26 protein-coding genes are annotated in these 23,401 nt (G+C 63.9%); 11 read left to right on the top strand and 15 right to left on the bottom strand.

Going from position 1 to position 23,401, the window contains the following annotated elements:
* Positions 1-87: 87 nt before the first annotated feature.
* Genes arsB through JOD47_RS05420 form a run of 5 tightly spaced genes read left to right on the top strand, consistent with a single transcriptional unit; the run spans position 88 to position 3,715 of the window.
* A complete protein-coding gene (gene arsB / locus JOD47_RS05440) occupies positions 88-1,206 on the top strand; it encodes an ACR3 family arsenite efflux transporter (RefSeq protein WP_204532679.1) in 1,119 nt (372 codons plus the stop codon).
* A complete protein-coding gene (locus JOD47_RS05435) occupies positions 1,203-1,625 on the top strand; it encodes an arsenate reductase ArsC (protein ID WP_204532678.1) in 423 nt (140 codons plus the stop codon). The genes arsB and JOD47_RS05435 overlap by 4 nt, the downstream gene beginning before the upstream one ends.
* Before the next feature lie 13 nt (positions 1,626-1,638).
* On the top strand, positions 1,639-2,616 hold the full coding sequence (gene trxB / locus JOD47_RS05430; protein WP_204532677.1) for a thioredoxin-disulfide reductase: 978 nt from the start codon (positions 1,639-1,641) through the stop codon (positions 2,614-2,616).
* Between the two features lie 26 nt (positions 2,617-2,642).
* Positions 2,643-3,302 (top strand): arsenate reductase ArsC, encoded by a 660-nt coding sequence (locus JOD47_RS05425; RefSeq protein WP_204532676.1) that lies wholly within the window; start codon positions 2,643-2,645, stop codon positions 3,300-3,302.
* On the top strand, positions 3,299-3,715 hold the full coding sequence (locus JOD47_RS05420) for an arsenate-mycothiol transferase ArsC (RefSeq protein ID WP_204532675.1): 417 nt from the start codon (positions 3,299-3,301) through the stop codon (positions 3,713-3,715). The genes JOD47_RS05425 and JOD47_RS05420 overlap by 4 nt, the downstream gene beginning before the upstream one ends.
* Positions 3,716-3,738: 23 nt before the next feature.
* On the opposite strand, the gene JOD47_RS05415 is transcribed toward JOD47_RS05420, so the two are convergent.
* Positions 3,739-4,293: a heme-degrading domain-containing protein gene (locus tag JOD47_RS05415; RefSeq protein ID WP_307836204.1), complete on the bottom strand. Its 555-nt coding sequence runs from the start codon at positions 4,291-4,293 to the stop codon at positions 3,739-3,741.
* 292 nt (positions 4,294-4,585) lie between these two features.
* On the opposite strand from JOD47_RS05415, the gene JOD47_RS05410 reads away from it, so the two are divergent.
* Positions 4,586-4,990 (top strand): hypothetical protein, encoded by a 405-nt coding sequence (locus tag JOD47_RS05410; protein ID WP_204532672.1) that lies wholly within the window; start codon positions 4,586-4,588, stop codon positions 4,988-4,990.
* A 70-nt stretch (positions 4,991-5,060) separates the two neighbouring features.
* Here JOD47_RS05410 and JOD47_RS05405 read toward each other — a convergent pair whose 3' ends face one another.
* On the bottom strand, positions 5,061-5,924 hold the full coding sequence (locus JOD47_RS05405; RefSeq protein WP_204532670.1) for a helix-turn-helix transcriptional regulator: 864 nt from the start codon (positions 5,922-5,924) through the stop codon (positions 5,061-5,063).
* 135 nt (positions 5,925-6,059) lie between these two features.
* On the opposite strand from JOD47_RS05405, the gene JOD47_RS05400 reads away from it, so the two are divergent.
* Both JOD47_RS05400 and JOD47_RS05395 read left to right on the top strand, forming a co-directional pair.
* Positions 6,060-6,920 carry an aldo/keto reductase gene (locus JOD47_RS05400; RefSeq protein ID WP_239548020.1) on the top strand — a complete coding sequence of 287 codons (861 nt, stop codon included), beginning with the start codon at positions 6,060-6,062 and terminating at the stop codon, positions 6,918-6,920.
* Positions 6,921-6,999: 79 nt separating this feature from the next.
* On the top strand, positions 7,000-8,046 hold the full coding sequence (locus tag JOD47_RS05395) for an NAD(P)-dependent alcohol dehydrogenase (RefSeq protein ID WP_204532669.1): 1,047 nt from the start codon (positions 7,000-7,002) through the stop codon (positions 8,044-8,046).
* Between the two features lie 76 nt (positions 8,047-8,122).
* On the opposite strand, the gene JOD47_RS17460 is transcribed toward JOD47_RS05395, so the two are convergent.
* From JOD47_RS17460 to JOD47_RS05350, 10 genes are all read right to left on the bottom strand, one after another.
* On the bottom strand, positions 8,123-8,839 hold the full coding sequence (locus JOD47_RS17460) for a hypothetical protein (RefSeq protein WP_239548019.1): 717 nt from the start codon (positions 8,837-8,839) through the stop codon (positions 8,123-8,125).
* Positions 8,840-8,846: 7 nt separating this feature from the next.
* Complete coding sequence (locus tag JOD47_RS17455; protein WP_239548018.1) at positions 8,847-9,491, bottom strand: permease prefix domain 1-containing protein; 645 nt, start codon at positions 9,489-9,491, stop codon at positions 8,847-8,849.
* Positions 9,488-9,850 (bottom strand): PadR family transcriptional regulator, encoded by a 363-nt coding sequence (locus tag JOD47_RS05385; protein ID WP_204532667.1) that lies wholly within the window; start codon positions 9,848-9,850, stop codon positions 9,488-9,490. The genes JOD47_RS17455 and JOD47_RS05385 overlap by 4 nt, the downstream gene beginning before the upstream one ends.
* A gap of 196 nt (positions 9,851-10,046) precedes the next feature.
* A complete protein-coding gene (locus tag JOD47_RS05380; RefSeq protein ID WP_204532665.1) occupies positions 10,047-11,057 on the bottom strand; it encodes a pirin family protein in 1,011 nt (336 codons plus the stop codon).
* Positions 11,058-11,130: 73 nt separating this feature from the next.
* Positions 11,131-11,514 carry a D-ribose pyranase gene (rbsD, locus tag JOD47_RS05375; RefSeq protein WP_204532663.1) on the bottom strand — a complete coding sequence of 128 codons (384 nt, stop codon included), beginning with the start codon at positions 11,512-11,514 and terminating at the stop codon, positions 11,131-11,133.
* Entirely contained in the window at positions 11,511-12,464 is a 954-nt protein-coding gene (locus tag JOD47_RS05370; protein WP_204532661.1) for a ribokinase, read from the bottom strand. The genes rbsD and JOD47_RS05370 overlap by 4 nt, the downstream gene beginning before the upstream one ends.
* The gene (locus tag JOD47_RS05365) at positions 12,461-13,405 is read right to left on the bottom strand and encodes a substrate-binding domain-containing protein (RefSeq protein ID WP_204532659.1); all 945 of its coding nucleotides are present in this window, start codon (positions 13,403-13,405) and stop codon (positions 12,461-12,463) included. The genes JOD47_RS05370 and JOD47_RS05365 overlap by 4 nt, the downstream gene beginning before the upstream one ends.
* A gap of 56 nt (positions 13,406-13,461) precedes the next feature.
* A complete protein-coding gene (locus tag JOD47_RS05360; RefSeq protein WP_204532657.1) occupies positions 13,462-14,445 on the bottom strand; it encodes an ABC transporter permease in 984 nt (327 codons plus the stop codon).
* Positions 14,438-15,988, bottom strand: a complete 1,551-nt coding sequence (locus JOD47_RS05355; protein ID WP_204532655.1) for a sugar ABC transporter ATP-binding protein — start codon at positions 15,986-15,988, stop codon at positions 14,438-14,440. The genes JOD47_RS05360 and JOD47_RS05355 overlap by 8 nt, the downstream gene beginning before the upstream one ends.
* A complete protein-coding gene (locus JOD47_RS05350; protein WP_204532654.1) occupies positions 15,985-16,998 on the bottom strand; it encodes a LacI family DNA-binding transcriptional regulator in 1,014 nt (337 codons plus the stop codon). Before JOD47_RS05350 ends, JOD47_RS05355 begins: the two co-directional genes overlap by 4 nt.
* Positions 16,999-17,211: 213 nt before the next feature.
* Between JOD47_RS05350 and gdhA the strand changes: the two genes are divergently transcribed.
* On the top strand, positions 17,212-18,552 hold the full coding sequence (gene gdhA, locus JOD47_RS05345; RefSeq protein WP_204532653.1) for an NADP-specific glutamate dehydrogenase: 1,341 nt from the start codon (positions 17,212-17,214) through the stop codon (positions 18,550-18,552).
* Here the strand turns inward: gdhA and JOD47_RS05340 are convergent.
* Positions 18,549-19,100 carry a GNAT family N-acetyltransferase gene (locus JOD47_RS05340; protein WP_204532652.1) on the bottom strand — a complete coding sequence of 184 codons (552 nt, stop codon included), beginning with the start codon at positions 19,098-19,100 and terminating at the stop codon, positions 18,549-18,551. The two genes, gdhA and JOD47_RS05340, sit on opposite strands and share 4 nt — an antisense overlap.
* A complete protein-coding gene (locus tag JOD47_RS05335) occupies positions 19,097-19,840 on the bottom strand; it encodes a GntR family transcriptional regulator (protein ID WP_204532651.1) in 744 nt (247 codons plus the stop codon). The genes JOD47_RS05340 and JOD47_RS05335 overlap by 4 nt, the downstream gene beginning before the upstream one ends.
* 136 nt (positions 19,841-19,976) lie before the next feature.
* On the opposite strand from JOD47_RS05335, the gene JOD47_RS05330 reads away from it, so the two are divergent.
* Positions 19,977-21,404 carry an MFS transporter gene (locus tag JOD47_RS05330; RefSeq protein WP_307836203.1) on the top strand — a complete coding sequence of 476 codons (1,428 nt, stop codon included), beginning with the start codon at positions 19,977-19,979 and terminating at the stop codon, positions 21,402-21,404.
* Positions 21,401-22,507, top strand: coding sequence for a nucleoside hydrolase (locus JOD47_RS05325; RefSeq protein WP_204532650.1), 1,107 nt, complete (start codon positions 21,401-21,403; stop codon positions 22,505-22,507). The genes JOD47_RS05330 and JOD47_RS05325 overlap by 4 nt, the downstream gene beginning before the upstream one ends.
* Here JOD47_RS05325 and JOD47_RS05320 read toward each other — a convergent pair whose 3' ends face one another.
* On the bottom strand, positions 22,508-23,320 hold the full coding sequence (locus JOD47_RS05320) for a DeoR/GlpR family DNA-binding transcription regulator (protein WP_204532649.1): 813 nt from the start codon (positions 23,318-23,320) through the stop codon (positions 22,508-22,510). It lies immediately after the preceding gene.
* Positions 23,321-23,401: the final 81 nt, after the last annotated feature.

Raw genomic sequence — 23,401 nt, 5'->3', positions numbered from 1 at the left:
AACCCATTATGCACCGTGGATTGACAATGATCGATATAGCTGGTGGTATTCATATCGATCTCCATCAATCTATGTCGCAGGAGCCGTGTGAGTACCCAGACTGCACCCTTGCCCCCAGAGCGCGCGCAAGCCGCCGTCGTCGGCAAGCTGTCCACCCTCGACCGGTTCCTCCCGGTCTGGATCGTCGCTGCCATGGTCCTCGGGCTCGTCCTCGGTGCATTGATTCCCGGGCTGAACACCGCGCTGGATGCCGTGAAGATCGGTGAAGTGTCGCTGCCGATCGCCGTCGGGCTCCTGGTCATGATGTATCCGGTCCTGGCGAAGGTCCGCTTTGACCAGACACATCGCGTGATTGCGGACCGCAAGCTCATGGCTGCGTCGCTCGCTCTCAACTGGCTGCTCGCTCCCGCGTTCATGTTTGCGCTTGCCTGGATCTTCCTGCACGACCTGCCGGAGTACCGGACCGGGCTCATCATCGTGGGCCTGGCCCGCTGTATTGCGATGGTGATGATCTGGAATGACCTTGCGTGCGGTGACCGGGAGGCTGCCGCCGTGCTGGTCTTCATCAACTCGGTGTTCCAGGTGATCGCGTTCGGAGCCCTTGGTTGGTTCTATCTCCAGGTGCTGCCGGCATGGCTCGGACTGGAAACCACCAGCGCGGACTTCTCCTTCTGGGCCATCACAGTCTCCGTTCTCGTCTTCCTCGGGATACCGCTGCTGGCCGGGTTCCTGACCAGGACGATCGGCGAGAAGGCCAAAGGCCGCGACTGGTACGAGAGCACTTTCCTGCCCAGGCTGGGCCCGTGGGCCCTGTACGGTCTCCTGTTCACCATCACGCTCCTGTTTGCCCTCCAGGGTGAGACGATCGCTGCCCGTCCGCTGGACGTCGCCCGGATCGCGCTGCCGCTGCTCGTGTACTTCCTGGTGGTCTTCGCGGCCGGTATGCTGACCGGCAAATGGCTCGGCCTCGGCTATGCACGGACGACGACGCTGGCCTTCACCGCCGCTGGAAACAACTTCGAGTTGGCTATTGCGGTGGCGATCGGCACCTTCGGTGTCACGTCCGGGCAGGCGCTTGCCGGCGTCGTCGGGCCGTTGATCGAGGTGCCGGCCCTCGTAGCGCTGGTCTATGTCGCCCTTTGGGCGCAGAAGCGATTCTTCGCCCCATCACCGTTGTCCGCCCAGCTGTCAGGAGACCCCCGATGACCACTGAAACCATCAAGAAGCCGTCCGTCCTGTTCGTGTGCGTCCACAACGCGGGCCGGTCGCAGATGGCGGCTGCGTTCCTCACCACCCTCTCGAAGGGGGCCATCGAGGTGCGCTCCGCCGGTTCCCAGCCGGCCGAGAAAATCAACCCGTCGGCGGTCGAGGCTATGGCCGAGGTCGGGATCGATATGAGCAGCGAGATCCCAAAGGTCCTCACCACCGAGGCCGTCAAGGAATCCGATGTCGTCATCACCATGGGTTGCGGCGACGAATGCCCGTACTTCCCCGGCAAGCGCTACGAGGACTGGGTGCTTGAGGATCCAGCAGGCAAGGGCGTCGAGTCGGTCCGGCCCATTCGCGACGAGATCAAGGGCAGGATCGAAGGGCTCATTGAGTCCCTGATTCCTGCGGGCAAGTAGCAGGAGAACACTTATGGCCACGCACCAGTTGATCATCATTGGATCCGGACCAGCGGGGTACACGGCTGCAATTTACGCTGCCCGGGCAGGGCTGAACCCCCTCGTACTGGCTGGATCCGTCACCGCCGGCGGTGCGCTGATGAACACCACAGAGGTGGAGAACTTTCCCGGGTTTCCGGCAGGCGTGCAGGGCCCGGCGCTCATGGAGGACCTGCAGCAGCAGGCGGAGAAGTTCGGCGCGCAGATAGTGTTCGACGACGTCACGAAGGTCGATCTGACCGGCCACTCTAAGCGGGTTGTCACCGGGGGCGGCGAGTCTCACGAGGCTACCGCAGCAATTCTCGCGACCGGGTCCGCCTACCGGGAACTCGGCCTGCCGGAGGAGAAGAAGTTCAGCGGGCACGGCCTGTCCTGGTGCGCCACCTGCGACGGTTTCTTTTTCCGGGACCAGGACATCATCGTCGTCGGAGGCGGTGATTCGGCTATGGAGGAGGCAACCTTTCTGACGCGTTTCGCCAGGTCGGTCACCGTCGTTGTGCGCCGCGACGAACTGCGGGCCTCCCGGATCATGGCGCAGCGGGCAAAGGACAGCCCGAAGATCAGCTTCGCCTGGCACTCCGCCGTCACAGCGATTCACGGTGGAGACAAGGTCACGGGGGTGACCCTCCGCGACACCCGCACCGGGGAAACCCGGAACCATGCAGCGACAGGCATTTTCGTCGCAATCGGACATCTGCCGCGCACGGAGTTGGTTGCCGGTCAGATTGACCTGGACGACGAGGGCTACATCAGGGTGGATGCCCCCACCACGGTCACCAATCTGTCCGGCGTCTTCGCGTGCGGGGATGCCGTGGATCACCGGTACCGCCAGGCGATTACTGCCGCCGGTACGGGTTGCGCGGCGGCCCTCGACGCAGAGCGGTATCTCGCTGCGCTCGAGGATGCCGACAGCATTGCCACCGCCCTGGTCGAAGAACCGACGCACGGCTGACTTCCTGCCACGTGAAAGAGAACATCATGAACTCCTCAAATCCAGGCACTGGACTGCGGGACACCACCGAGGTGTTACATCGAATAAGCGAACGGTTGACTGAACGGTTTGCCGGTGTTTTCGCCACCGAAACGGTGGAACGGTACGTCTTCGAGTCCTACACAGCGCTGGCCAGAACCGCGAAGATCACCACGTATCTGCCCGCCACCACAGAACATTTCGCCACGGAGAGGCTTACCGCTCTGGCCAAGTCGAAGGGAGCGTCCGTGTCCGACGCACCCGAGGTGCTCTTTGTCTGTGTCCAGAACGCCGGCCGGTCACAGATGGCCGCAGCACTGCTCACCATGGAATCGAAGGGGAGGATTCGCGTTCGCTCCGCCGGTTCCATGCCGGCGGCTGAGCTGGATTCCACGGTGGTCGCGGTGATGGGCGAAATGGGTCTGAACTTGAGCGGGGAGTACCCGAAACCGCTGACCGATGACGTGGTCCGGGCGTCCGACGTCGTCATCACCATGGGCTGTGGAGATTCCTGCCCCATCTACCCAGGCAAGCGGTACGAGGACTGGGACCTCACTGATCCTTCGGGTGAACCCACCGAACGGGTCCGCGCCATTCGAGACGATATCCACGAGCGGGTCAAGGTCCTGTCCGCCTCCCTCCTTTCGCAGGAGCAGTCGCCGGCATGAATCACTCCGCAACTCCGAGTGTCCTTTTCGTGTGCAGCAAGAACGGCGGCAAGTCGCAGCTCGCGGCGGCGTTGATGCGCCATCTCGCCGATGGGGACATCACCGTCTCTTCGGCCGGCACCAAGCCGGGCTCCGGATTAAACCCGCAAGCGGTGCAATCCCTTCAAGAGATCGGCGTCGATGTCGAGGGGGAGTATCCCAAACCGGTCACCGACGGTGTCCTCGACGCCGTGGGTACCGTCGTCGTTCTGGGCAGGGAAGCACAGCTTGATCCGCGTCCGGGCCAGCGGTTCGAGGTATGGGAAACCGATGAACCCTCAGAGCGCGGCATCGAAGGCATGGATCGGATGAGGCTGGTCCGCGACGACATCAGGAACCGAGTCGAAGAGCTGCACCGCGACTTGACCTCTTAAGGACCAGCGCCCGACGGCGGAGCTTATGTTGCGGGCGCGGTCTTCTTCTTGCGCCTCGTGAACTTGGTGAGCGCTTCGACAACGAGTTCGTGGTCCGCCTTCTGCGGAAGACCCGAGACGGTAACGACGGCGACCGGCCCCGTCCCGCGCACATAGATGGGGAATGCGCCGCCATGTGCTGCGTAGGCTGACTCGTCGAACCAGGCATTGTCTTCCATCCTGCCGCCACTGCGCCGACCACGCAGCCCGACCAGCAGCGAGGGAACGCCGTAGCGCTCTGCGGTGCGCGCCTTCTTCTCCACCCAGATGTCGTTATCCGGTGTAGCTCCGGCCAGCGAGACGTGAAACAGAATGTGGTTTCCCCGGCGGATGTCGACGGCGACAGGCATCTCCCGCTGGGTGGCGAGCTCGACGATCAGCAACCCAAGCGTGAGCGCGTCCTCCTGGCTGAACTTTGCCAGCTGACACTTGCGCATGTCCTCTTCGATCCGCCCGATCAAAGCTTCGAGGGCGGAGGGAGACTGCTCTTCGGAGGCGTCCGGGTCGAACTCGGCCGCGGCATTCTGGTTCTCAGTCACGTAGCGCTCTCTCCTTGGCATCAGACCTAGGGTACGAGCCTATCGGACCCTTGTGCGCGGTCAGGCGTGCCCGGCCCTCGGGGCTGACGTCCCGGGATTGCTGAAGATTGAAAACTTTTTGTGATTGTTCTGTTACCACCTCGATCCGCACGGTGGCAGGCATGCAAGGGAATCGACTTTTGTGAAAGTCAGCCGTGAAGGACTCGTCGCAAGATTCATACCAATCCGGTAACGGGGGTGCTCCCGAAGTGCTTAACGTCCTCTACCCCAACAGAAATATGGAGGCAGAAACATGCGGAACATCTTCAAGAAGTCCCTGGCCGTCAGCACCGTTAGCGGTCTGATGCTCGTAGGAGGCGCCGGCATGGCCAGCGCCAACACCGGAGACAGCACTGAGACCCGTGTGGACGAGGTTGCTCAGGTAACCGATAACAACATCACCGATAGCGGCAATCTGTCGCTGGATAACATCCTCAACGGTGGGTTGGTCGATATTGATGACGTGGCGAACGGCAACAACGTTCTCAACGGCATTGACCTCGATGTGTCGGATAACCTGAATGGCATTCTCAGCGGCAATGACACTGATGTGGACGTCGACCCCGACGTTGACAGCAGCGTCGACGCTGATACCTCGGCCGACAGCACTACTGACGGTGGCGAAGACAACGAGGGTCTGCTGGGCGGATTGTTCTAGTAATACCCTCACCCAGGTGTGGCGCCTACCCTCAACGGGGTGGGCGCCACACCCATTTTTATCTGGTTACTCAGGCGTTCTGCGTGCTCCAGCTCGCCAGGAATGCGAGTGCTTCTGCCGACGGGCTCGCCGGTTCAACGGTGTAGGTGACGATGGTGAGGCCGGGATCGCCCGGTAATACCAGCGCTTCGCCCGTCACCTCGATCTCGCCGACCACCGCATGGCGCAGCGTCTTGGTGGCGGTGTTGTGGAACTTCACGTTGTGCGATGCCCACCAGGTCCGGAACTCATCGCTGCGGGTGGAAAGTTCGCCGATCAGATCCGTCAAGCCGCGGTCGTAGGGGTTGGAACCGGCCTCGAGACGAAGCGCAGCCACCGAATCGCGGCCGATTTTCTCCCACTCGACGAAGAAGTCTCGCGAGCGGTCATCGAGGAAGGTGTAGCGCGCAAAATTGAAGGTGCTCGCACCCTCCGCATAGGCAACGGAGAACAGGGCGCGGGCCAGGCGGTTGGCGGCAACGACGTCGAACCGGGCATTGCGCACGTAAGCGGGTGCATTGATCGTGTCGAGGATGCGCAGCACTCCCTCGCGCACGCCGGTGCGTGCCGTCCGGGACCGGCCGGCCTTCGCCGCGTTCACCCGCGCGGGAGCCTTCGCCGCGCTCGCCAGATTGAAGAGGTGGCCGCGCTCCGCCTCGTCCAGTTGGAGCGCCCGCGCCAGGGAGTCCAGTACGACGTCGGACACACCGCTCAGATTTCCACGTTCCAGTCGCGTGTAGTAGTCGGTGCTCATGCCGGCCAGCATGGCCACCTCCTCTCGGCGCAGTCCCTTGACGCGGCGTCGTCCGCCGTAAAAGGGGATGGCTGCCTGCTCAGGCGTCAGCCGTTCGCGACGCGTGGTGAGGAAGGCACGCACTTCGTCACGGTTTTCCATGCTTCTACGGTACGGCGCGCAGGTCAGCGGAGGGAGGGTCTGGCAGTACCGGGAAATGCCGTCACTCCCGCGCGGGCGGGAAAGCGGGTTTGATGGATAGCAGTTGCACCACCCCCGAGTTCGAAGAAGGTTTTCATGTCCCACTCCATCCCCAACGTCACACTCAACAACGGCGTCGAGATGCCGATTCTTGGCTTCGGTGTCTATCAGGTTCCGCCGGAGGAGACCGAGCAGGTGGTGACTGATGCGCTGGCAACCGGGTACCGCCACCTTGACACAGCTGCAGCCTACGGGAACGAGGAAGCGGTTGGCCGTGCCATCGCAGCTTCGGGGATCCCGCGGGAGGAACTGTTCATCACCACCAAGCTCTGGGCACAGGACGCCGGCGAGGACAAGGGCAAGCGTGCGTTCGATGCCTCTCTTCAACGTCTGGGCCTTGACTACGTCGACCTCTACCTGGTGCACCAGCCCTACGGCGACTATTTCGGTGCCTGGCGCGCCATGCAGGAGCTGAACCGGCAGGGCCTCGCGAGGGCCATCGGCGTCTCCAACTTCCACCCCGACCGTCTGGTTGATCTCATTGAGCACAGCGAGACCGCGCCCGCAGTCAATCAGATCGAAACGCACCCGTTTTTCCAGCGTGCAGCGGACCAGGAGGTTATGCGAGCGAAGGGCATTCAGCATCAGTCCTGGGGCCCGTTCGCCGAGGGCCGCAACAACCTCTTCAGCGACCCGGTAATCACCGGGATCGGTGCCTCCCACGGAAAGTCGGTCGCGCAGGTGGTGCTACGCTGGCTGATCCAGCGTGACGTCGTCGTCATCCCCAAGTCAGTGCGTGCAGACAGGATGGCGGAGAATATCGCCGTCTTCGATTTCGCGCTGACGGATGAGGAGATGAGCCGCCTTGCCGGGATGGACACCGGTGCAACCCTGTTCTTTGACCACCGGGACCCCGCCATGGTCAGCATGATTGGAACGCGCCGCATCCACGACTGACGCGAACACATCCCAAGGCCCCTTCGGCCACGAACACACCATCGGTACCTGCACCACCAATGACTTACAGGAGGCTTCCATGCCCACTTCAGTTTCCGCTTACGCCGCTCCGTCGGCCACCGAGGACCTCGTCCCCACCACTATCGAACGCCGGGACGTTGGACCTGACGACATCCTGATCGACATCAAGTTCGCGGGCATCTGCCACTCGGACATCCACACCGTCCGCGGTGACTGGGGCCCCCAGCAGTTCCCGCTGGCGCCGGGACACGAGATCGCCGGGATCGTCACCGAGGTCGGCGCCAACGTGACCAAGCACGCTGTCGGTGACCGCGTGGGAGTGGGCTGCATGGTCAACTCCTGTCGCGAATGCAAGAACTGCCTGGCCGGCGAAGAGCAGTACTGCCTCAACGGCAACGTCGGCACGTACGGCGCAGTCGACCGCGACGGAACAATCACTCAGGGCGGCTACTCCACCCACGTCGTGGTGACCGAGGACTTCGTTGTCCGCATTCCGGAGGGCATCGAGCTCGACGCCGCTGCACCCCTTCTGTGCGCAGGCATCACGACTTTCTCGCCGTTGCGGCACTGGGGTGCCGGTCCGGGGAAGAAGGTTGCCGTCGTCGGCCTCGGCGGGCTCGGCCACATGGCCGTCAAGCTGGCCCACGCCATGGGCGCGGAGGTGACCGTTCTGTCCCAGTCGCTGAAGAAGCAGGAGGACGGCCTGCGTCTCGGCGCGGACGCGTACTACGCCACCAGCGACGAGAACACCTTCACGGAGCTCGCGCGTTCCTTCGACCTGATCATCAACACGGTCAGCGCGTCACTGGACATCAGTGCCTACCTCGGGCTGCTGAGTCTCGACGGCGCGCTGGTCAACGTCGGCGCTCCGGCGGAGCCGCTGACCGTTCAGGCGTTTGCCCTCATCGGCGGGCGCCGGTCCTTCGCCGGATCGATGATCGGTGGGATCCGCGAGACCCAGGAGATGCTCGACTTCTGCGCTGAGCACAAGCTCGGTGCCGAGATCGAGGTCATTCCGGCCGACAAGATCAATGAAGCCTACGAGCGCGTGCTGGCATCCGACGTGCGGTACCGCTTCGTGATCGATACCTCGACGCTCAGCTAGCCCTTGGGGACCTGAAAGGGGCCTGTTTGAGCAGCTGTTGCTCGGACGGGCCCCTTTTGCGTTGCCCGCCTCCTGTTCAGATGAAGCCGAAGACAGGCGGAAAGAGAATGACGACGACGGCGGCCCACGCGCCATAAACCGGCAGGTACCTGGTCTGCCAGTTTTCCAGCTGCCCGAATGGGCGCTGTCTGCGCAGGAACCCGACGGTCAGCCACGCGGCGCGCACCAGATGCACCAACAGCAGAAGGTTCAGGCCGAGCGCGGCGATCTTGTTGGGGCTGAAGCCAAACTCGGCAATGCGGGTGAGCATCGCGGTCAGCATCACAGCGTCCACAGCGATGGCTGCACCGACAAGGACCAGCTGCAGGCCATCGAACAGTCCGGGGCGTGCCAGGGAGTCCCGTGCGGAGATCGAGTACAGCAGTAGGGACAGCACCAGGATCAGGATTGCGTCCATGAGGATGAGTAGTTCGCGTTCGACGTCGACCAGACCGCCGGCAGCCGCGATGACTCCGAGGAGCGCCAGCAGCATCACAATGGTCAGCGGCGTGAAGATGCGCGTGAGGACGGGTGCGATGTTCTCGACGACGTTCTGCTTGGCTTCGACCAGCCAGGCGGCCACCACCAAAGCGCCGGGCACGGCGAACGGCAGGATCCACTCCGCCAGGACGGGTTCGAAATCGGTGCCGATGAGTGTGAAGGCGCCGAGCGTCAAGCCGATCAGCACGGCGCCGCCGAGGGCAAGCAGGGTGTAGTAAATCGCGAACTCGCCTGTGAAGCGGACAAAGTCCATGCGGCGGCTATCGGATCGCCATCGCCCGCCATCGCCCGCCGGCGTACGCCAGCCCGGCTAGCAGCCACAGGATCACCGGCGCGTGCAGCACCGCGAGTACCTCGGTGGACCCGCCCATGGAGAACGGATAGATGTTGAGGACCGCGGCGAGTACACCATAGGAGATCAGCAGGACAGCGCCGGCTCGCGGTGTCAGCCGCCGTTTCCACGCGAAGTAGCCGGCAACGAAGGGGAATACCAGTAACCCTAGGTTCCGTACGAACACGTTCTCGTTTTCGATCAGGAGGAACCCAACCTTGACCGCGACGCCCGCACCGACGGCCAGTGCGAGAACGACTGCCAGCTCGCGCCACGGAGGGGTGCCGCCGTCGTTGTCGGGTGTTTTTTCCGGAAGGAGGACGAGCTGCTTCCACAGCCGGTCCGAGTGTTCGCGGGCAAATTCGCGGGATACGGCGTCGAGGTTGCCGAGGCGCTTGATGGCAACGAGAAACGCCTCCTCATCGTCAAGGCCGGTGGCCTGCCGATCGGCGATCTGTTCGCGGAGGTGGTCTTCGAGCTCGTCGACGTCTGCAGGGGAGATGGCCTGATTGCGCTGGACGTAGCTGCGCCACCGGTCGATCTGGGACTCCAGCTCTGCGTGCGCCGTCATCATGCCCACCCCTCCGTCACCGCTGGTGGTCGTGGTGCGCTGTGCCAGACCTGCCGCAGTGCGTCGGCGACCACGGTCCACTGCTGCTGGCGTTCAGCCAAGGCTTCCCGCCCAGTCTCCGTGATGGCGTAATGCTTACGACGGCGGCCGGCGTCCGAGGTGCCCCACGTTGCGTGAACGTAGCCGAGCCGTTCCAGCCTGTGCAGGAGGGGATAGAGCATGCCGTCGGTCCATTGCATGCTGCCGCCGGACAGCTCGCTCACGCGCTTGAGGATGGCGTACCCGTAGAGGTCGCCTTCCGCCAGGATGCCCAGGACGAGTGGTGTGGCGGAGGCCGCCACGAGGTCTTTGTCGATGCGCACTGCTACTCCACATACCTAGAGGTGTTAGGTGTAAGAAGCATAGCAGTGCTAGGTATATTCATCTCAAGCTGGAGGACCCTTGTGAGGCAGGGTCAAGGCGCCTACGGTGGAAGCCCATACCGATTTGTGAGGGGTGCAGCATGGCGGAGCTTCGCAATCCAGTCGGAGTTCGTGGACTGACTGCGTGAGCGGTGCCTCAGCCGCGCGGGCGCAGCTGAACTGCGGGCATCGTCGGTGCCGGTAACGGGTCCGGCTGGTCGGCAGGGAACGGGCCGAAACGCGGGTAGGGGGCGCCGTCGTCGTACTTTCCGGTGTCCAACAGGGCCGGTTCTGCACCAATCTCCGCCTGCCAGGCAGTGCGGTAAGCGACCACCTCTTCATGCGAGCGGCCGACGAAATTCCACCACATCACTATCTGTTCGTTCAGCGGTTCGCCGCCGATCAGGATGAGTCGTACCGGATCCGTCCCGGCATCCATCGTGAGGGACTGCTGCCCGACAGGCAGGTAGGCAAGGTGGTTCACCGGTACCTGTGATCCGTTGAGGGTCAGATCACCGGTATCCAGCAACACGCCGTGCTCGAACGCGGGGTCCAGCTGCAGTTCCAGTGAGGCGCCGGACTCCAGGTTAACCTCGGCGGCCAGCAGTGGCGGCGTGTAGGTTTCGACCGGGGAAGTGGAACCCGCCAGGGAGCCGATGAAGACCCGAAGCATGGTTCCGTCACCGGTGACCGGCTCGGGTTCGTAATGCTCGAAGGTGGGCGGCATCTGTCGGTTTGAATCGGGCAGAGCGTACCAGAGTTGCACACCGTGCAGGAGCGAGGTGTCTGGGGTGGAGAACTCCTGATGCGAGATTCCACGCCCGGCAATCATGAGGTTGACTTCGCCCGGGCGCACCAGTGCGTTGGCGCCGGAGGAGTCGCGATGGCTGACCCCGCCGGTGAATAGCAGGCTCACGGTGGCCAGGCCGGTGTGCGGGTGCCGGGGTACCTTCATCCCGCCCGAGGCGGACACCGGGTCCGGGCCGTAATGGTCCAGGAAACACCATGACCCGATCAGGCTGCGCCGGCGCTGTGGCAGTGTCCGGCGCACGGTCATTGCCCGCGGCCCACCCAGCGGCACGTCGCGGGGGACCAGCAGTTCGGCGGTGGCGGGTGCGGAATTCCCACCGCACACCATTTCCTGCGGGTGCACGTCCAGATTGGTCATTCCAGTCCTCTGCAGCAGGTGACGGATGGGGCAGGCTCTGGGTGAAATCTAGCAGGATGCGGCAGTGAAGTCGCTAGAACGTCACTCCGCAGCGCAGCGCGACGTTTGCGTAAGACGTTGCCTCGCCGGTCCGGATGATGAGCCGCGCTTCACCGAGCAGAGACTTCAACTCCTCGTGACTTACGAACTCGGGGGAGAGGCCCTCGCCGCGTACAACGTCCTCAACAACGGTTCCGGATGCCTCGGAGGCGATGACGGCGCCCTCAACCTCGAGGTCGGCAAGCACCGTGTGCAACACCTCAGCGAATCCCGGCACACCTTTCACCAGGGCGAGGTCGACGACGGCGGCAGAATCGGGAAGCGGCATGCCGCAGTCAGTGATCATCACCAGATGCCCATGACCCAGCGTGCTGAGCCGGGCGTTGACGGGACCGTTCAGTATTCCGTTCTTCTTCAAGCCTGCGCTCCTTGCGGCGATGCTTCCTCGGGAAGGGCATCGGTCAACGATGGGTAGGACGGCTGTGCACCCTCGGCGCCGACCGCGAACGCTCCGACTCGCACAGCGACGCCAACGGCCTCGGGCAACGCATCTCCAGCAACCAGCCGGGCGGCCAGTGCACCTACGAAGGCGTCACCCGCTCCGGTTGTGTCGACGACGGCCACTGACGGCGCAGGAACCTCAAGCACCCCTGAGGAGTCAGCGAGCAGCGCGCCGGCGCCACCCAGGGTCATCACCACGGAGGAGAATCCACAGTCAAGCAGCGCGCGTGCAGTTTCCGCATGGTTCGAAGGTTCTGGGCCCGCCGGCTGAGCAGCGCCGGTTAGCTGCTCCAGCGCCAGCGCTCCCTCGTGCTCGTTGACCACCAGAGGGTGAGCGCGCAGCAGCGTCTCGCGATCCAGCTCGATCACTGGCGCGAGGTTGATCAGCACCCTGCCGGTTGCGGACGCAACTGCTGCGGCAACCGAAGCGGCAGGGATCTCGCCCTGCAGAACCAGCACACCGGCGTCGGAAATCAGGTCCGCAGCGGAGGCAACCAGCGCGGGCGTCACCTCGCCGTTCGCGCCGGGTATGACGACGATGGTGTTCTCGCCGCCGTCGTCGACCTCCACGATCGCGACGCCGGTAGTGGTCCCAACGCGCTGCACACGGTCAGTCTTGACGCCGGCGGAGTGCAGGCCGGAGAGCGCGACGTCGGTGTAGGCGTCCTGTCCCACAGCGCCGATCATCGTGGTGGGCGCACCGAACTTCGCCGCAGCTACGGCCTGGTTGGCGCCCTTGCCGCCGGGCATCACCGTCATGGTCCGTCCCAGCAGGGTCTCGCCCGGCTGGGGGTGGCGTTCCAGTGTCACTACGAGGTCGGCGTTGATGGACCCTACAACGACGACGCTCGGCGGCTGAGTGCTCATTCGGTGAATTCACCAACGTTCTCGGAGTTCACGGTGGTGACCGGAACAGGGATGGTTGCCTCGACGGTCTCCCCGGCGAGGACCTGCTGAAGAACCTCGACGGAGCGCTTGCCGAGCTCGGCGGGCTGCTGCGCGATGGTGGCGGTCATGGTTCCTGCTTCGATGGCGGCCAGTCCATCTTCGGTGCCGTCGAAGCCGACCACCGTAACCTCGGATCCTGCGCGGTCGCCGAGAGCCTGGATGGCGCCGAGCGCCATTTCGTCGTTCTCGGCGAAGATTCCGGTGACATCGGGGTTGGCCTGCAGCAGGTTGGTTGCAACATTGAGCGCTTCGGCGCGGTCAAAATTGGCTGTCTGCATGGCCACTACCTCGATGTTCGGGTATGCGGCGATGCCCTCTTCGAAGCCGGCACCGCGGTCACGGCTGGCGGACGTTCCGGCGACGCCCTGAAGGACGATCACCTGGCCCTCTTCGCCCATCGCCTTGGCCAGTTCGTCCGCTGCCTGCTTGCCGCCGGCGACGTTGTCGCTGGAGACGAGGGACTCGACCTCGGCACCGTTGACAGCGCGGTCCACAGCGACGACGGGGATGTCGCCATCGATCAGGGGTGCAACGGCAGCGGCTGCGGCATCGGAGTCGACCGGGTTGATGATGACGCCATCGGTTCCGCTGGTAGCGGCAGTAGCGAGCTGGTTGGTCTGGGTTGCGGAGTCGTTCTGCGCGTCGACCACTTCGAGCTCGATGCCCGCCTCCTCAGCGGCAGCCTCGGCGCCGTCGCGCAGCTCGACGAAGAACGGGTTGTTCAGGGTGGAGAGCGCGAGGGTGGCCGACGCCGATCCCTCGGTACCTTCTTCGCCGCCGCGGTTGCAGGCGGTCGCAGAGAACGCGAGCGCCAGGGACATGGTGAGTACTGCTGCCTTACGGGGTGCGGAGAACTTCATTGTTGGTTCCTTTTCTTGTATGTATCGGGATTTCTCGGACGTATTGAGTTGTAGGTCTAGTGCGGTTGGTTCTTGCGCCGCAGGGAGTCAATTCCGACGGCGACCGCGATCACCAGGCCGATGACCACTTGCTGCCAGAAGGAGGAGACATTGAGCAGATTGAGCCCGTTGCGGATTACCACGAGCACCAGCGCGCCAACCAGCGTGCCGCTGATACGGCCGATACCGCCGGCAAGCGAAGCACCACCGATGACGACGGCGGCAATCGCGTCGAGCTCATAGCCCGCCGCCGCTTGTGGCTGGGCCGAGTCCAAGCGCCCGGAGAGCAGGAGCCCGGCGAGACCGGCGAACAGTCCGGACAGCGCGAACACCGTGACGAGGACCTTACGCACCGGCACGCCAGAAAGTCGGGCGGCCTCGGTGTTACCGCCGACCGCGTACATATAGCGGCCCATGACGGTGAAGTTCAGGATGAACGCGGCAACCAGGCCGGCGACCACGAGGACGATGATTGGCATTGGAATGACGCCGAGATCGCCACCGAGGAAGGACACTGCGGGTGCTGTACCGATTGGCCGCCCGTCGGAGATGACCAGGGTGAGTCCGCGGGCGATGCTGAGCATGGCGAGTGTTGCAATGAAGGAGGGGAGCCTGCCGTAGGCGACGGCAAAGCCGCTGACCGCGCCGGCGAGTGTACCGAGGGCGAGTCCGCCGATCAGCGCGAGCCACCCGGGCATCGACCCCTGGGAGAATATCCAGGCCGACCCCATGGCCGAGAGGGCAGCGACCGAACCGACCGACAGGTCAATGCCCGCGGCCACAATCACGAAGGTCAGACCGAACGCGAGCACCGCGATCACGGACGCCTGGATGCCGATGTTCAGCAGGTTGGGCCCGGTGAGGAAGTCCGGCGTTGCGATGAACAGCGCCAGACCGAGGACAAACAGGCCCACCAGTGCTCCGTTGTCGGCAAGGAACCTGCCTATCTGTGAGCCGCCGCGCGCCTTCTTCGGTGCCGCCGCGGTTGCAACCTTATTCATGACCGTCCTCCATCAGCTTGTCTTCAAGATCGCGCTGTACATCGCGCACCGCCAGCGACATCACGGCATCCTGCGTGGCGTCGTCGGCGCTTAGTTCACCGGAAATATGTCCACCGCTCATCACGAGCACCCGGTCGCTCATGCCGAGCACCTCGGGCAGCTCGCTCGACACCATGACGACGGCGCCGCCCGCAGCGGTGATTGCGTTCATCAGTTCGTAGATCTCGACCTTGGCGCCTACGTCGACGCCGCGGGTCGGCTCGTCCAGCAGGAGCACCGAGGAGTTCGCGACGATCCATCGTGCGAACACCGTCTTCTGCTGATTGCCGCCGGAGAGTGAACCGACCACCTGGTCGAGGTTGTGCATGCGGATGCGTAGCTTGTCAGCGACGTCCTGTGCCCGCTTGCGCTGTCCGGCGCGATCAACGAGTCCCGACTTGGCCGTCGTCGAGAGCGTCGCGTAGCCGATGTTCTCGTTGACCGGGGCACCAAGGACCAACCCGTGCGCCTTCCGGTCTTCCGGAACGTGCCCGACGCCGGCACGAATGGCCGCGCCGACGCTGGACTTGGGCAGCTGTTTGCCGCGGACGCGGACCGAGCCGCTGGCGTAGGGATCGACGCCGGCGATAGCGCGGATGACTTCGGTGCGGCCCGCGCCCACCAGGCCGGCCAGTCCGACGATCTCGCCGGCCTTCACGGAAAAGGAAACGTTGTTGATCATTCCCTTGGTGGAAAGTCCGTCGACTTCCAGGAGGGTGTCAGCCGGCCCGTCGTACTCGCGGCGGCGGGGGAACTGCTGTTCGATGGATCGGCCGACCATGAGCCGGACCAGTTCGTCCTCGTAAGTGTCGGCCGGGACCTCGGCGACGAATTCGCCGTCCCGCAGGACTGAAACGGAGTCGCCGATCGAGGCGATCTCATCCAGGTGATGCGAGATAAAGACCATGCCGACGCCACGTTCCCGCAGATCCTCCACCACCGAGAACAGGGCGGCGATCTCACGCTTGGTGAGAGCCGCCGTCGGCTCGTCGAGGATAAGCATGCGGGCGTTGAGGCTCAGCGCTTTCGCGATTTCGACCAGTTGCTGGCGGGCAATGCCCAGTTCACCGACCTTGTGGTCAACATCGATGTCCAGGCCGATCATTGCCAGGGCTTCCTTCGCGACTTCGCGCATTCTCCTGCGGTCCACGAGCCCGAAGCGGCGCGGGATGCGACCCATCGTGATGTTCTCGGCAACGGTCATCGAACCCACCAGGTTCAGCTCCTGGTGGATGGTCGCGATGCCAAGGGCCTCGGAGGCGTTGGTATCCGGCAGTCGGACTTCCTTGCCGTCCACGAGGATCCGGCCGCCGTCGGGCTGGTACACGCCGGCCATCATTTTGATGAGTGTGGATTTTCCGGCGCCGTTCTCTCCGAGCAGCACCTGCACCTTGCCGGGGTAGACATTGACGGTCACACCTTTGATGACCGTCACCGGCCCGAAAGACTTGGTGACGCTTTCCAGCGTCAGGATGGGGTTGTCGGTCCCTGTTCTATCGTTCACGATGTTGGGCCTCCTGGAAGGGACGGGGTGGAACCGCGGACAATGAGGCGGCTGGGAAGGATCACCGATTCCGGTGTGTCACCGGCGATGACCCGGGTGAGGAGATCAACAGCGAGGCGGCCCATGGCATTGACGTCGTGAGCAATCACGGTGAGTGCGGGATTGATGAGGCTGAAGGCCTCGATGTCGTCATAGGCGACAAAAGCAAGGTCCGTACCGATGGCCAGACCGCGTTCGTTGCACACGCCGATAGCTCCAATGCTCATCAGGCTGTCCGCTGCGAGCAGCGCTGTCGGCGGGTGGGGGAGTTCCAGCAGATGATGGGCACCGGCCGCACCACTGGCGGACTGGAAGTCACCGAAGAAGATGAGGTCGGCGTCGTCGTCGGCATGGGAGTCCGCGAGGGCGGATTGGAAGGCGGCGAGGCGTTCCCGGCCTGTGGAGGTGGACTGCGGGCCGGCGATGTAACCGATGCGGCGATGCCCCAGGGCGGTCAGGTGGCGGACGGCTTCCTGGACACCGGTGACGTTGTCGGGAGTCACGCTGGGAACCGTGGTGTCGGGGATGACGCGGTCCACGAAGACGGTGGGCACGCCGCTGTCCAGGACGGCCTGCAGATCGGCGACATTCCCCTGGGGGGCGGCGATGAGGCCGTCGACCCGTTGGGTCAGCATGATGTCGAAATAGCGGTCCTGCTGATCGGCGTCCTCATTCGCGTTGCCGAAGAGCGTGAGGTACTTGAAGTCGCGGGCGCGCTGTTCGACGGCGTGGGCGAGGTCCGCAAAGAAGGGATTCCGGACGTCGGGAAGGACCAGGCCGATGGTCTGGGTGCTGGTCTTGCGCAGCGAGCGCGCCTGGGCGTTGGGCCGGAAACCGAGCTTGATGGCCGCCTTGCTGACCGCCTCCCGGGCTACTTCAGAAGTAGACGGATGGCCCGAGAGCACGCGGGATGCGGTGGCCACCGATACGCCCGCCAGGTCGGCGACGTTCCTGATCGTCACTGATCGCATCTGTGCGTTCTCCCGAGGTTCCGGATCTTCATGGAATCGTTTCCATGGAATCGATTACAAACTATGGCACAGATCACGGAAGCTGGTCAACAGGGGCAGAGGAAGTGGAATGCAAGCTGGCTGCCGTGACTGTTCACACGGAGGAAACATTCGGAGGGCGCTTTCCTCCGGCGCTATCCTTGCCCGGTACCTCAGCAGCGATAGGAGAGTCGTATGGACTCGACAATAGAAGCGATCCGCAACGAAGTAGTGCGCCGGAACCCCGGTGAAACGGAATTCCACCAGGCCGCGGACGAGGTCTTCGATTCCCTCGGCCCGGTGCTGAAGAAGCACCCCGAGTTTGTGCAGGCCTCGATTCTCGAGCGGATCTGCGAGCCCGAGCGGCAGATCATCTTCCGCGTTCCCTGGGTCGACGACGAGGGCAAGGTCCGCATCAACCGGGGCTTCCGCGTTGAGTTCAACTCCGCACTCGGCCCCTACAAGGGCGGCCTGCGCTTTCACCCGTCGGTGTACCTGGGGATCGTCAAGTTCCTGGGGTTCGAGCAGATCTTCAAGAACGCCCTGACGGGCATGCCGATCGGCGGCGGCAAGGGCGGATCCGACTTCGACCCCCGCGGCCGCAGCGACGGCGAGGTCATGCGCTTCTGCCAGTCCTTCATGCTGGAGCTCTACCGGCATATCGGTGAATACACGGATGTGCCCGCCGGGGATATCGGCGTCGGCACCCGCGAGATCGGCTACATGTTCGGGCAGTACAAGCGGATCACCAACCGTTACGAGTCAGGCGTCCTCACCGGCAAGGGCACAGGTTGGGGCGGCTCGCTGGTCCGTCCGGAGGCAACCGGCTTCGGTGCCGTGCTGTTTGCCAAGGAGATGCTGGCTACCCGGGGTCTGAGCTTCGAGGGTCAGCGGGTCTCAGTGTCCGGGGCGGGCAATGTGGCGCTGCACGCAATCGCGAAGGCGCAGTCGCTGGGCGCGAACGTCATCACCTGCTCCGATTCCTCCGGTTACGTCGTCGAGGAGCAGGGTATCGACGTCGAACTCCTTCGCGACATCAAGGAGAACCAGCGCGGCCGCGTCAGCGATTACGCCGAGCAGCGCGGATCCGGTGCGGTGTTCGTCGAAGGCGGTTCCATTTGGGACGTTGACGCGACGGTCGCCCTGCCGTGTGCCACCCAGAATGAACTGGACGACGGCGCCGCCAAGCGCCTGCTCTCGGGTGGCCTGATTGCCGTGGCCGAGGGCGCAAACATGCCGAGCACGCCCGAAGCGATTGAGCTGTTCCAGGACGCGAAGATCCTTTTCGGTCCTGGCAAGGCAGCGAACGCCGGGGGCGTTGCGACTTCGGCTTTGGAGATGCAGCAGAACGCGAGCCGTGACGCCTGGTCCTTCGAACACACCGAGCAGCGGCTGGAGAACATCATGGCTAACATCCATGAGCGCTGCGCTACCACGGCTGACGAGTACGGTCTGCCGGGCAACTACGTGGCCGGCGCCAACATCGCCGGTTTCGTGCAGGTTGCCAACGCGATGCTGGCGCTGGGCGTGGTCTAGCGGCTGACGCTCCGGCGGAATACCCACAGGTCCTTCTCGGGGCTGTTGTCGAAGCTCCAGTCCCGGGAAGGAACCCGTTCAAACCCGAGGGACTCGTAGAGCCGGTGCGCGGGGACCATATACTCGGCGCTGGTGAGAACGACGGCGTCGACGCCGCCCAGTGTCTCCGCGTGGTCAAGAATCCATCGGACCATCGCGCGGCCCACGCCGAGCCCCTGTACTGCAGGGTCCACGGCCAGCATGCGGAATTCGAGCTCCCGATCCCGCGCGACCTCGGTGTAGGGCTGGCCCGCGGCTGTCAGCATGACCGTGCCGGTCGCCTCGCCATCCCGTTCGGCCAGCCATACCTGCGCCAACGAGGCGCGCCGCTCTACATCGCCGAGAATGCGCAGGTACGGGTGCGATTCCGGGAAGTGGCCGGCATCCAGGTACGCGTCCAGGGTGATGCGGCAGACGGCGTCGAAGTCCTCCGGACGCGCAAGCCGGTAGAAGAGCTGCGGCCTCTTTTCAAGGATGTCGAGCGAAGCGCGACCTACAGCGGCCGTCATGACTGCCGGACCGCCAGCTGGCCGGTTCTGGCGGGGATCAGGCACTTGGCCAGATAGAACGGTGCGCCGTTGCGGCGGACGTACTGGGTGAGGACCATGACGGGGTCCGAAGGGCGCAGGGCGAGCAGCTTCGCCCGGCTTGGACCAATTACCGTAAGCCCGATCTCGCAGTTGCCGGGGCCCAACGCAGATCCGAGGGTGTCCTTCAGCGCAGCGAGCATCGTCGTCGTACCGGATGAAGCCTCCGGCATCTCGTGACGAGTGGCGATGTGCTCCTGCAGGTGTGCAATTTCCTCACCGTCCCGGAAGATCACGGTCTCCCACAGAAGGGCATCTTCGTCCGGCCGGACCCCGATTCCCGGGGCGATGAATTCCGACGCCGGCTGCCGCACTTCCTGGATTCGCTTCAGCGAGAGCTCGAGTCCCGGAGCGTCCAGAAGATCTTCGAAAGGTTGCAGGTGCTCGATGCCAAGGCGGGGGAGCGATTCACAGACGAAGCGACCCACGCCCCGCTTGGCCCGAACCAGGCCGTCTTCCTCCAGAAGCATCAGCGCCTCGCGGATGACTGTCCGGCTGACCTCCATCGAGGTTCCCAACTCCGCCTCGGTGGGCAGCAGTGACCCCGGGCGGAGTCCGCCTTTGCGGATAGCTTCGGCGATGCGCGAGTAGGCGGCAACGCGAAGCGGCAGACCGGGCCCAGCGTTGAGCGGGCCGGCCAGCGAATCGACGGTGTAGTCCATGAGCTGTCCCGGTGTGTGTTGGAGGTGCTACCGATGTTACGCGATTTCCGGGTAGACGTTGTACTTGTTCGTCATACATGGTTGTATAACAACTCGTATTCTCGTGACGCGCCCCACCAAAACAAAGGAGTTTGACGTGCTCACACCACCCTCGCCCTCACCGCCGGCCGAAAAGGTCTCACCCAAGCGGCCAAGTCCCCATGCCGCCACCCTCATCGTCACGCTGCTGCTCGGCGTCCTCTCTTTTCAGCTCAACGCGAGCATGGTCACGCCGGCGCTTCCCCGTATTGGTACCGATTTCGACGCCGATGCCTCTGCCGTCGCGCAGGTCCAGTCCATGTTCTTCCTCGCCGGTGCCATCTCGGGACCGATCATGGGGCGGTGGAGCGACTTCCTCGGCCGCCGAAAAGCACTCCTGCTGGTTCTCGGCGTCATGGCGGCCGGTACCGTCTTGTGCCTGCTAGCGCCGACGCTTCCCATCCTGGTTGCCGGCCGGTTCCTGCAGGGCGTTTCCAGTGCGGTGTTCGCCCTTGCCTACATCGTCCTTCGGGAGAACCTCGACGCCCGGATGTTCGGCACCTCGGTTGGCATTCTGGCCGCGGTCAACGGCGGTGTGGCCGGGTTCGACGGCTACGTCGGAGGACTGATGACCGAAGCATTCGGTTTCCGGTCGATCTTCCTGGTGGTTCTCGGCCTCACGGCCATCGCTGCCGTGAGTATCGCCGTCGTCGTCCCAGCCGGGCGGCTGGCGTCGTCGGATGGCCGCATGGACTGGTGGGGTGCGGCTTTCCTGTCCGTCTTCCTTGTCTGCCTGAGCTACTTCGTGACCACCGGGTCTGCCACCGGATGGGGCTCCTCGAAAGCTCTGCTGTTCGGCGCAGGCACGATCGCTGCATTCGCCTGCTTCTATGCCCTTGAGAAGCGCCGGAAGTCGCCGCTGATCGCGGTACATCATTTGCGTTCCCGCAACGTGTGGACCGTCGTCGCCACAACCGTGCTCACGCTCGCCGGCATCTTCGCCATCATGAACTTCACCGTGGTTCTCCTCAGCCAGGATCCCGCCAACGGCTTTGGCTTCAGCGCCTGGATCTCGGCGCTCCTCTTCCTTACCCCCGCCGCGCTCATCGGTGTCTTTGCCGCGCCGCTGGCGGGCTGGCTGACCAGCAGGACCGGGTGGATCAAGACCCTCCGCATCGGGACGGCCATGAGCCTGGCGTGCGCAATCGCTGCCGCGCTCTTCGCGGACAACCAGTGGGCAGTGCTGGCCGCAGTGGCAGCGCTCGGAATCTTTTACAACGGATTCTTCCTCACCGCGATCAATGGCTTGTCGGTGCTGCTGTCGCCCAAGGACGCACTCGGCTCCCTCCCCGGGCTCAACGGGGCCTCCTTCGGCACCGGGGCGAGCCTCGGCGTCGCACTTGTTGCCCCCTTCGCAGGACTGGCGACTGACGGTGGTTACGCCGTCGCTCTGTGGATTTCCGTAGGGGTTACTGCAGCGGCCTTCCTGGTCAGCCTGCTTGTGCCCGCGCCGAGCGAAGACTCTCTGAAAGGGAACCTGTCATGATTCGGCCCTTCTACCTTGACTGCGACACCGGCATCGACGACGCTCTTGCCCTCGCCTATCTGCTCGCAACGCCGTCGGTTGACCTGCTCGGCATTGGAACGGTGAGCGGCAACGTATCAGCGGCGGTGGGAGCGGTGAATACGCTGAACCTGCTCGACCTGGCCGGCGCAAGTGGTATCCCGGTGGCGGTCGGCGCCCATCACCCGCAGGCGGGTGAGTTTCAGGGCGGTGCGCCCCATGTTCACGGGGACGACGGCGTCGGCGGGGTCTTCCTTCCTCCATCCGGCGCGTCGGTGGAGAAGGAGAGCGCCGCTGCGATGCTTGTTCGCCTTGCTCACGAGAATCCCGGGTCGCTTCGGGTACTCGCCGTCGGTCCGCTGACCAACATCGCAGCCGCACTCCGGCTGGATCCGACGCTGCCGGATTTGATCGCCGAGATCACGATCATGGGCGGCGCCGCTCTTGTGCCGGGCAATATCAGTGCCGTTGCGGAGGCGAACATTGGGAACGATCCCGAGGCTGCCCGGGAGGTCTTCGCCGCGCCTTGGAACATCACTTTGGTGCCCCTCGATGTCACCATGTCGAACGTTCTCGAAGAGGACCACCAGCAGGAGCTTCTCGCGTCCGACGAGCCGCTGGTCCGTGCACTCGGTGAGATGCTGACGCACTACAGCGGCTTCTATCGGGGAATTTTCGGGCGGTCCTGCTGCGCAATGCATGATCCGCTTGCGGCCGCGATTGCCGTGGGCGCCGTAGCGCTGCGCGCGGCACCCGTTGTGTACGTGGAGGTCGACGCTACCGATGGCCCGGGACGGGGCCAGACGGTGTGCGACCTGCGCGGCATACATCTGGGTTACCCCGCGCAGATCGGCGCGCACTGCCGGGTCGTTCTCGAACTGACTGAGGACTTCGCGCCGCAGCTGGTGCGGACGCTGCTCTCGCCAGCGCGAGCGGCGGACGAAGCGAAAAAGGGTGATACGGCACCCGATGTTGCCGTTGTGGCAGGGGCAAGCGTCACAGGGCAAATACGATCCAGAACTTTCCTTGCTCTATCGGAAACCATCAGCGGCGAGGTAGCACCAAGGGTGTTCCACGCGGATTGATCAGCCCCTCGATTTCCGTCCATCGGGCGCTGCGGGAGCAATGTGCACTGTACATTGCTCCCGCAGTTCCTTAACCACGTCGGCCGGAACATCGTCGGTGATGATCACATCGGTGAAGTCGCTGACCGGCACGTAATGGTGCAGCGACGTGCGCCCCACTTTGGAGCCGTCCATCAAGAGCACACGTCGGGCTGCCGCGCGGAGCATGACCCGCTTCATGAGGACAACCTCCTGTTCCTGGTGGTAGGTCATCCGGGATCCCATCGTTGATGTGGACTGGAACACGACATCGACCGCGTAGGACGTCATTGCAGAGTCGGTCGGGAGTGTGATGAAGGAGTCATGGGTCCGGCTGTATTGGCCCCCGATCATAATGAGGCGAACGTCGTCGTTCTCACGGAAGACCTCGAGTGCCTGCCGATAATTGGTGAGGACCGTGAGCGGCCCTGTGTCGTTAAGCAACCTCGCGAGAGCCAGAACCGTGGTGGAGTCGTCCAGCATTACGGACATGCCGGCGTCTACGAAAGTCGCAGCGACTCGGGCGAGGGACTGCTTCGCTGAAGGTTCTATCTGCATCCTGATTTCGGAGCTTGCCTCGAACACCGTCGAGGGAAGTGCCGAGACGCCTCCCGAAACCTTTCTCAGCACGCCTTTCCTAGCGAGCTCATCAATGTCGCGGTGGATGGTCATGACGCTCACTCCGCACAGCGACGCCAGCTGCGAGGCGCTGGCGAACCCTGCGCTCAATACCTGATCGACGAGTTGCCGCTGCCTCTCGAGCCGCGGTTTCCGGCCGGTTCCCTCTAAGCTCACGTTCGTGCCGCCTTCGGTGGTAGGTGCGCTTCTCTTGCCAATACTAAAGTCATGACATCTTTAACACTTTTCTTGATACAT

Source organism: Arthrobacter tumbae (assembly GCF_016907495.1).
GTDB classification, from domain to species: Bacteria; Actinomycetota; Actinomycetes; order Actinomycetales; family Micrococcaceae; genus Arthrobacter_D; species Arthrobacter_D tumbae.
The sequence above is the reverse complement of the archived record's forward strand: the minus strand, read 5'-3'. Positions and strand labels throughout refer to the sequence as shown.

Excerpts from the sequence above, each read along its gene's own strand:
- JOD47_RS05435 (WP_204532678.1), top strand. The coding sequence starts at position 1,203 with ATGACCACTGAAACCATCAAGAAGCCGTCCGTCCTGTTCGTGTGCGTC.
- trxB (WP_204532677.1), top strand. The coding sequence starts at position 1,639 with ATGGCCACGCACCAGTTGATCATCATTGGATCCGGACCAGCGGGGTAC.
- JOD47_RS05425 (WP_204532676.1), top strand. The coding sequence starts at position 2,643 with ATGAACTCCTCAAATCCAGGCACTGGACTGCGGGACACCACCGAGGTG.
- JOD47_RS05420 (WP_204532675.1), top strand. The coding sequence starts at position 3,299 with ATGAATCACTCCGCAACTCCGAGTGTCCTTTTCGTGTGCAGCAAGAAC.
- JOD47_RS05410 (WP_204532672.1), top strand. The coding sequence starts at position 4,586 with ATGCGGAACATCTTCAAGAAGTCCCTGGCCGTCAGCACCGTTAGCGGT.
- JOD47_RS05405 (WP_204532670.1), bottom strand. The coding sequence starts at position 5,924 with ATGGAAAACCGTGACGAAGTGCGTGCCTTCCTCACCACGCGTCGCGAA.
- JOD47_RS05400 (WP_239548020.1), top strand. The coding sequence starts at position 6,060 with ATGTCCCACTCCATCCCCAACGTCACACTCAACAACGGCGTCGAGATG.
- JOD47_RS05395 (WP_204532669.1), top strand. The coding sequence starts at position 7,000 with ATGCCCACTTCAGTTTCCGCTTACGCCGCTCCGTCGGCCACCGAGGAC.
- JOD47_RS17460 (WP_239548019.1), bottom strand. The coding sequence starts at position 8,839 with ATGGACTTTGTCCGCTTCACAGGCGAGTTCGCGATTTACTACACCCTG.
- JOD47_RS17455 (WP_239548018.1), bottom strand. The coding sequence starts at position 9,491 with ATGATGACGGCGCACGCAGAGCTGGAGTCCCAGATCGACCGGTGGCGC.
- JOD47_RS05380 (WP_204532665.1), bottom strand. The coding sequence starts at position 11,057 with ATGACCAATCTGGACGTGCACCCGCAGGAAATGGTGTGCGGTGGGAAT.
- JOD47_RS05370 (WP_204532661.1), bottom strand. The coding sequence starts at position 12,464 with ATGAGCACTCAGCCGCCGAGCGTCGTCGTTGTAGGGTCCATCAACGCC.
- JOD47_RS05365 (WP_204532659.1), bottom strand. The coding sequence starts at position 13,405 with ATGAAGTTCTCCGCACCCCGTAAGGCAGCAGTACTCACCATGTCCCTG.
- JOD47_RS05360 (WP_204532657.1), bottom strand. The coding sequence starts at position 14,445 with ATGAATAAGGTTGCAACCGCGGCGGCACCGAAGAAGGCGCGCGGCGGC.
- JOD47_RS05350 (WP_204532654.1), bottom strand. The coding sequence starts at position 16,998 with ATGCGATCAGTGACGATCAGGAACGTCGCCGACCTGGCGGGCGTATCG.
- gdhA (WP_204532653.1), top strand. The coding sequence starts at position 17,212 with ATGGACTCGACAATAGAAGCGATCCGCAACGAAGTAGTGCGCCGGAAC.
- JOD47_RS05340 (WP_204532652.1), bottom strand. The coding sequence starts at position 19,100 with ATGACGGCCGCTGTAGGTCGCGCTTCGCTCGACATCCTTGAAAAGAGG.
- JOD47_RS05335 (WP_204532651.1), bottom strand. The coding sequence starts at position 19,840 with ATGGACTACACCGTCGATTCGCTGGCCGGCCCGCTCAACGCTGGGCCC.
- JOD47_RS05325 (WP_204532650.1), top strand. The coding sequence starts at position 21,401 with ATGATTCGGCCCTTCTACCTTGACTGCGACACCGGCATCGACGACGCT.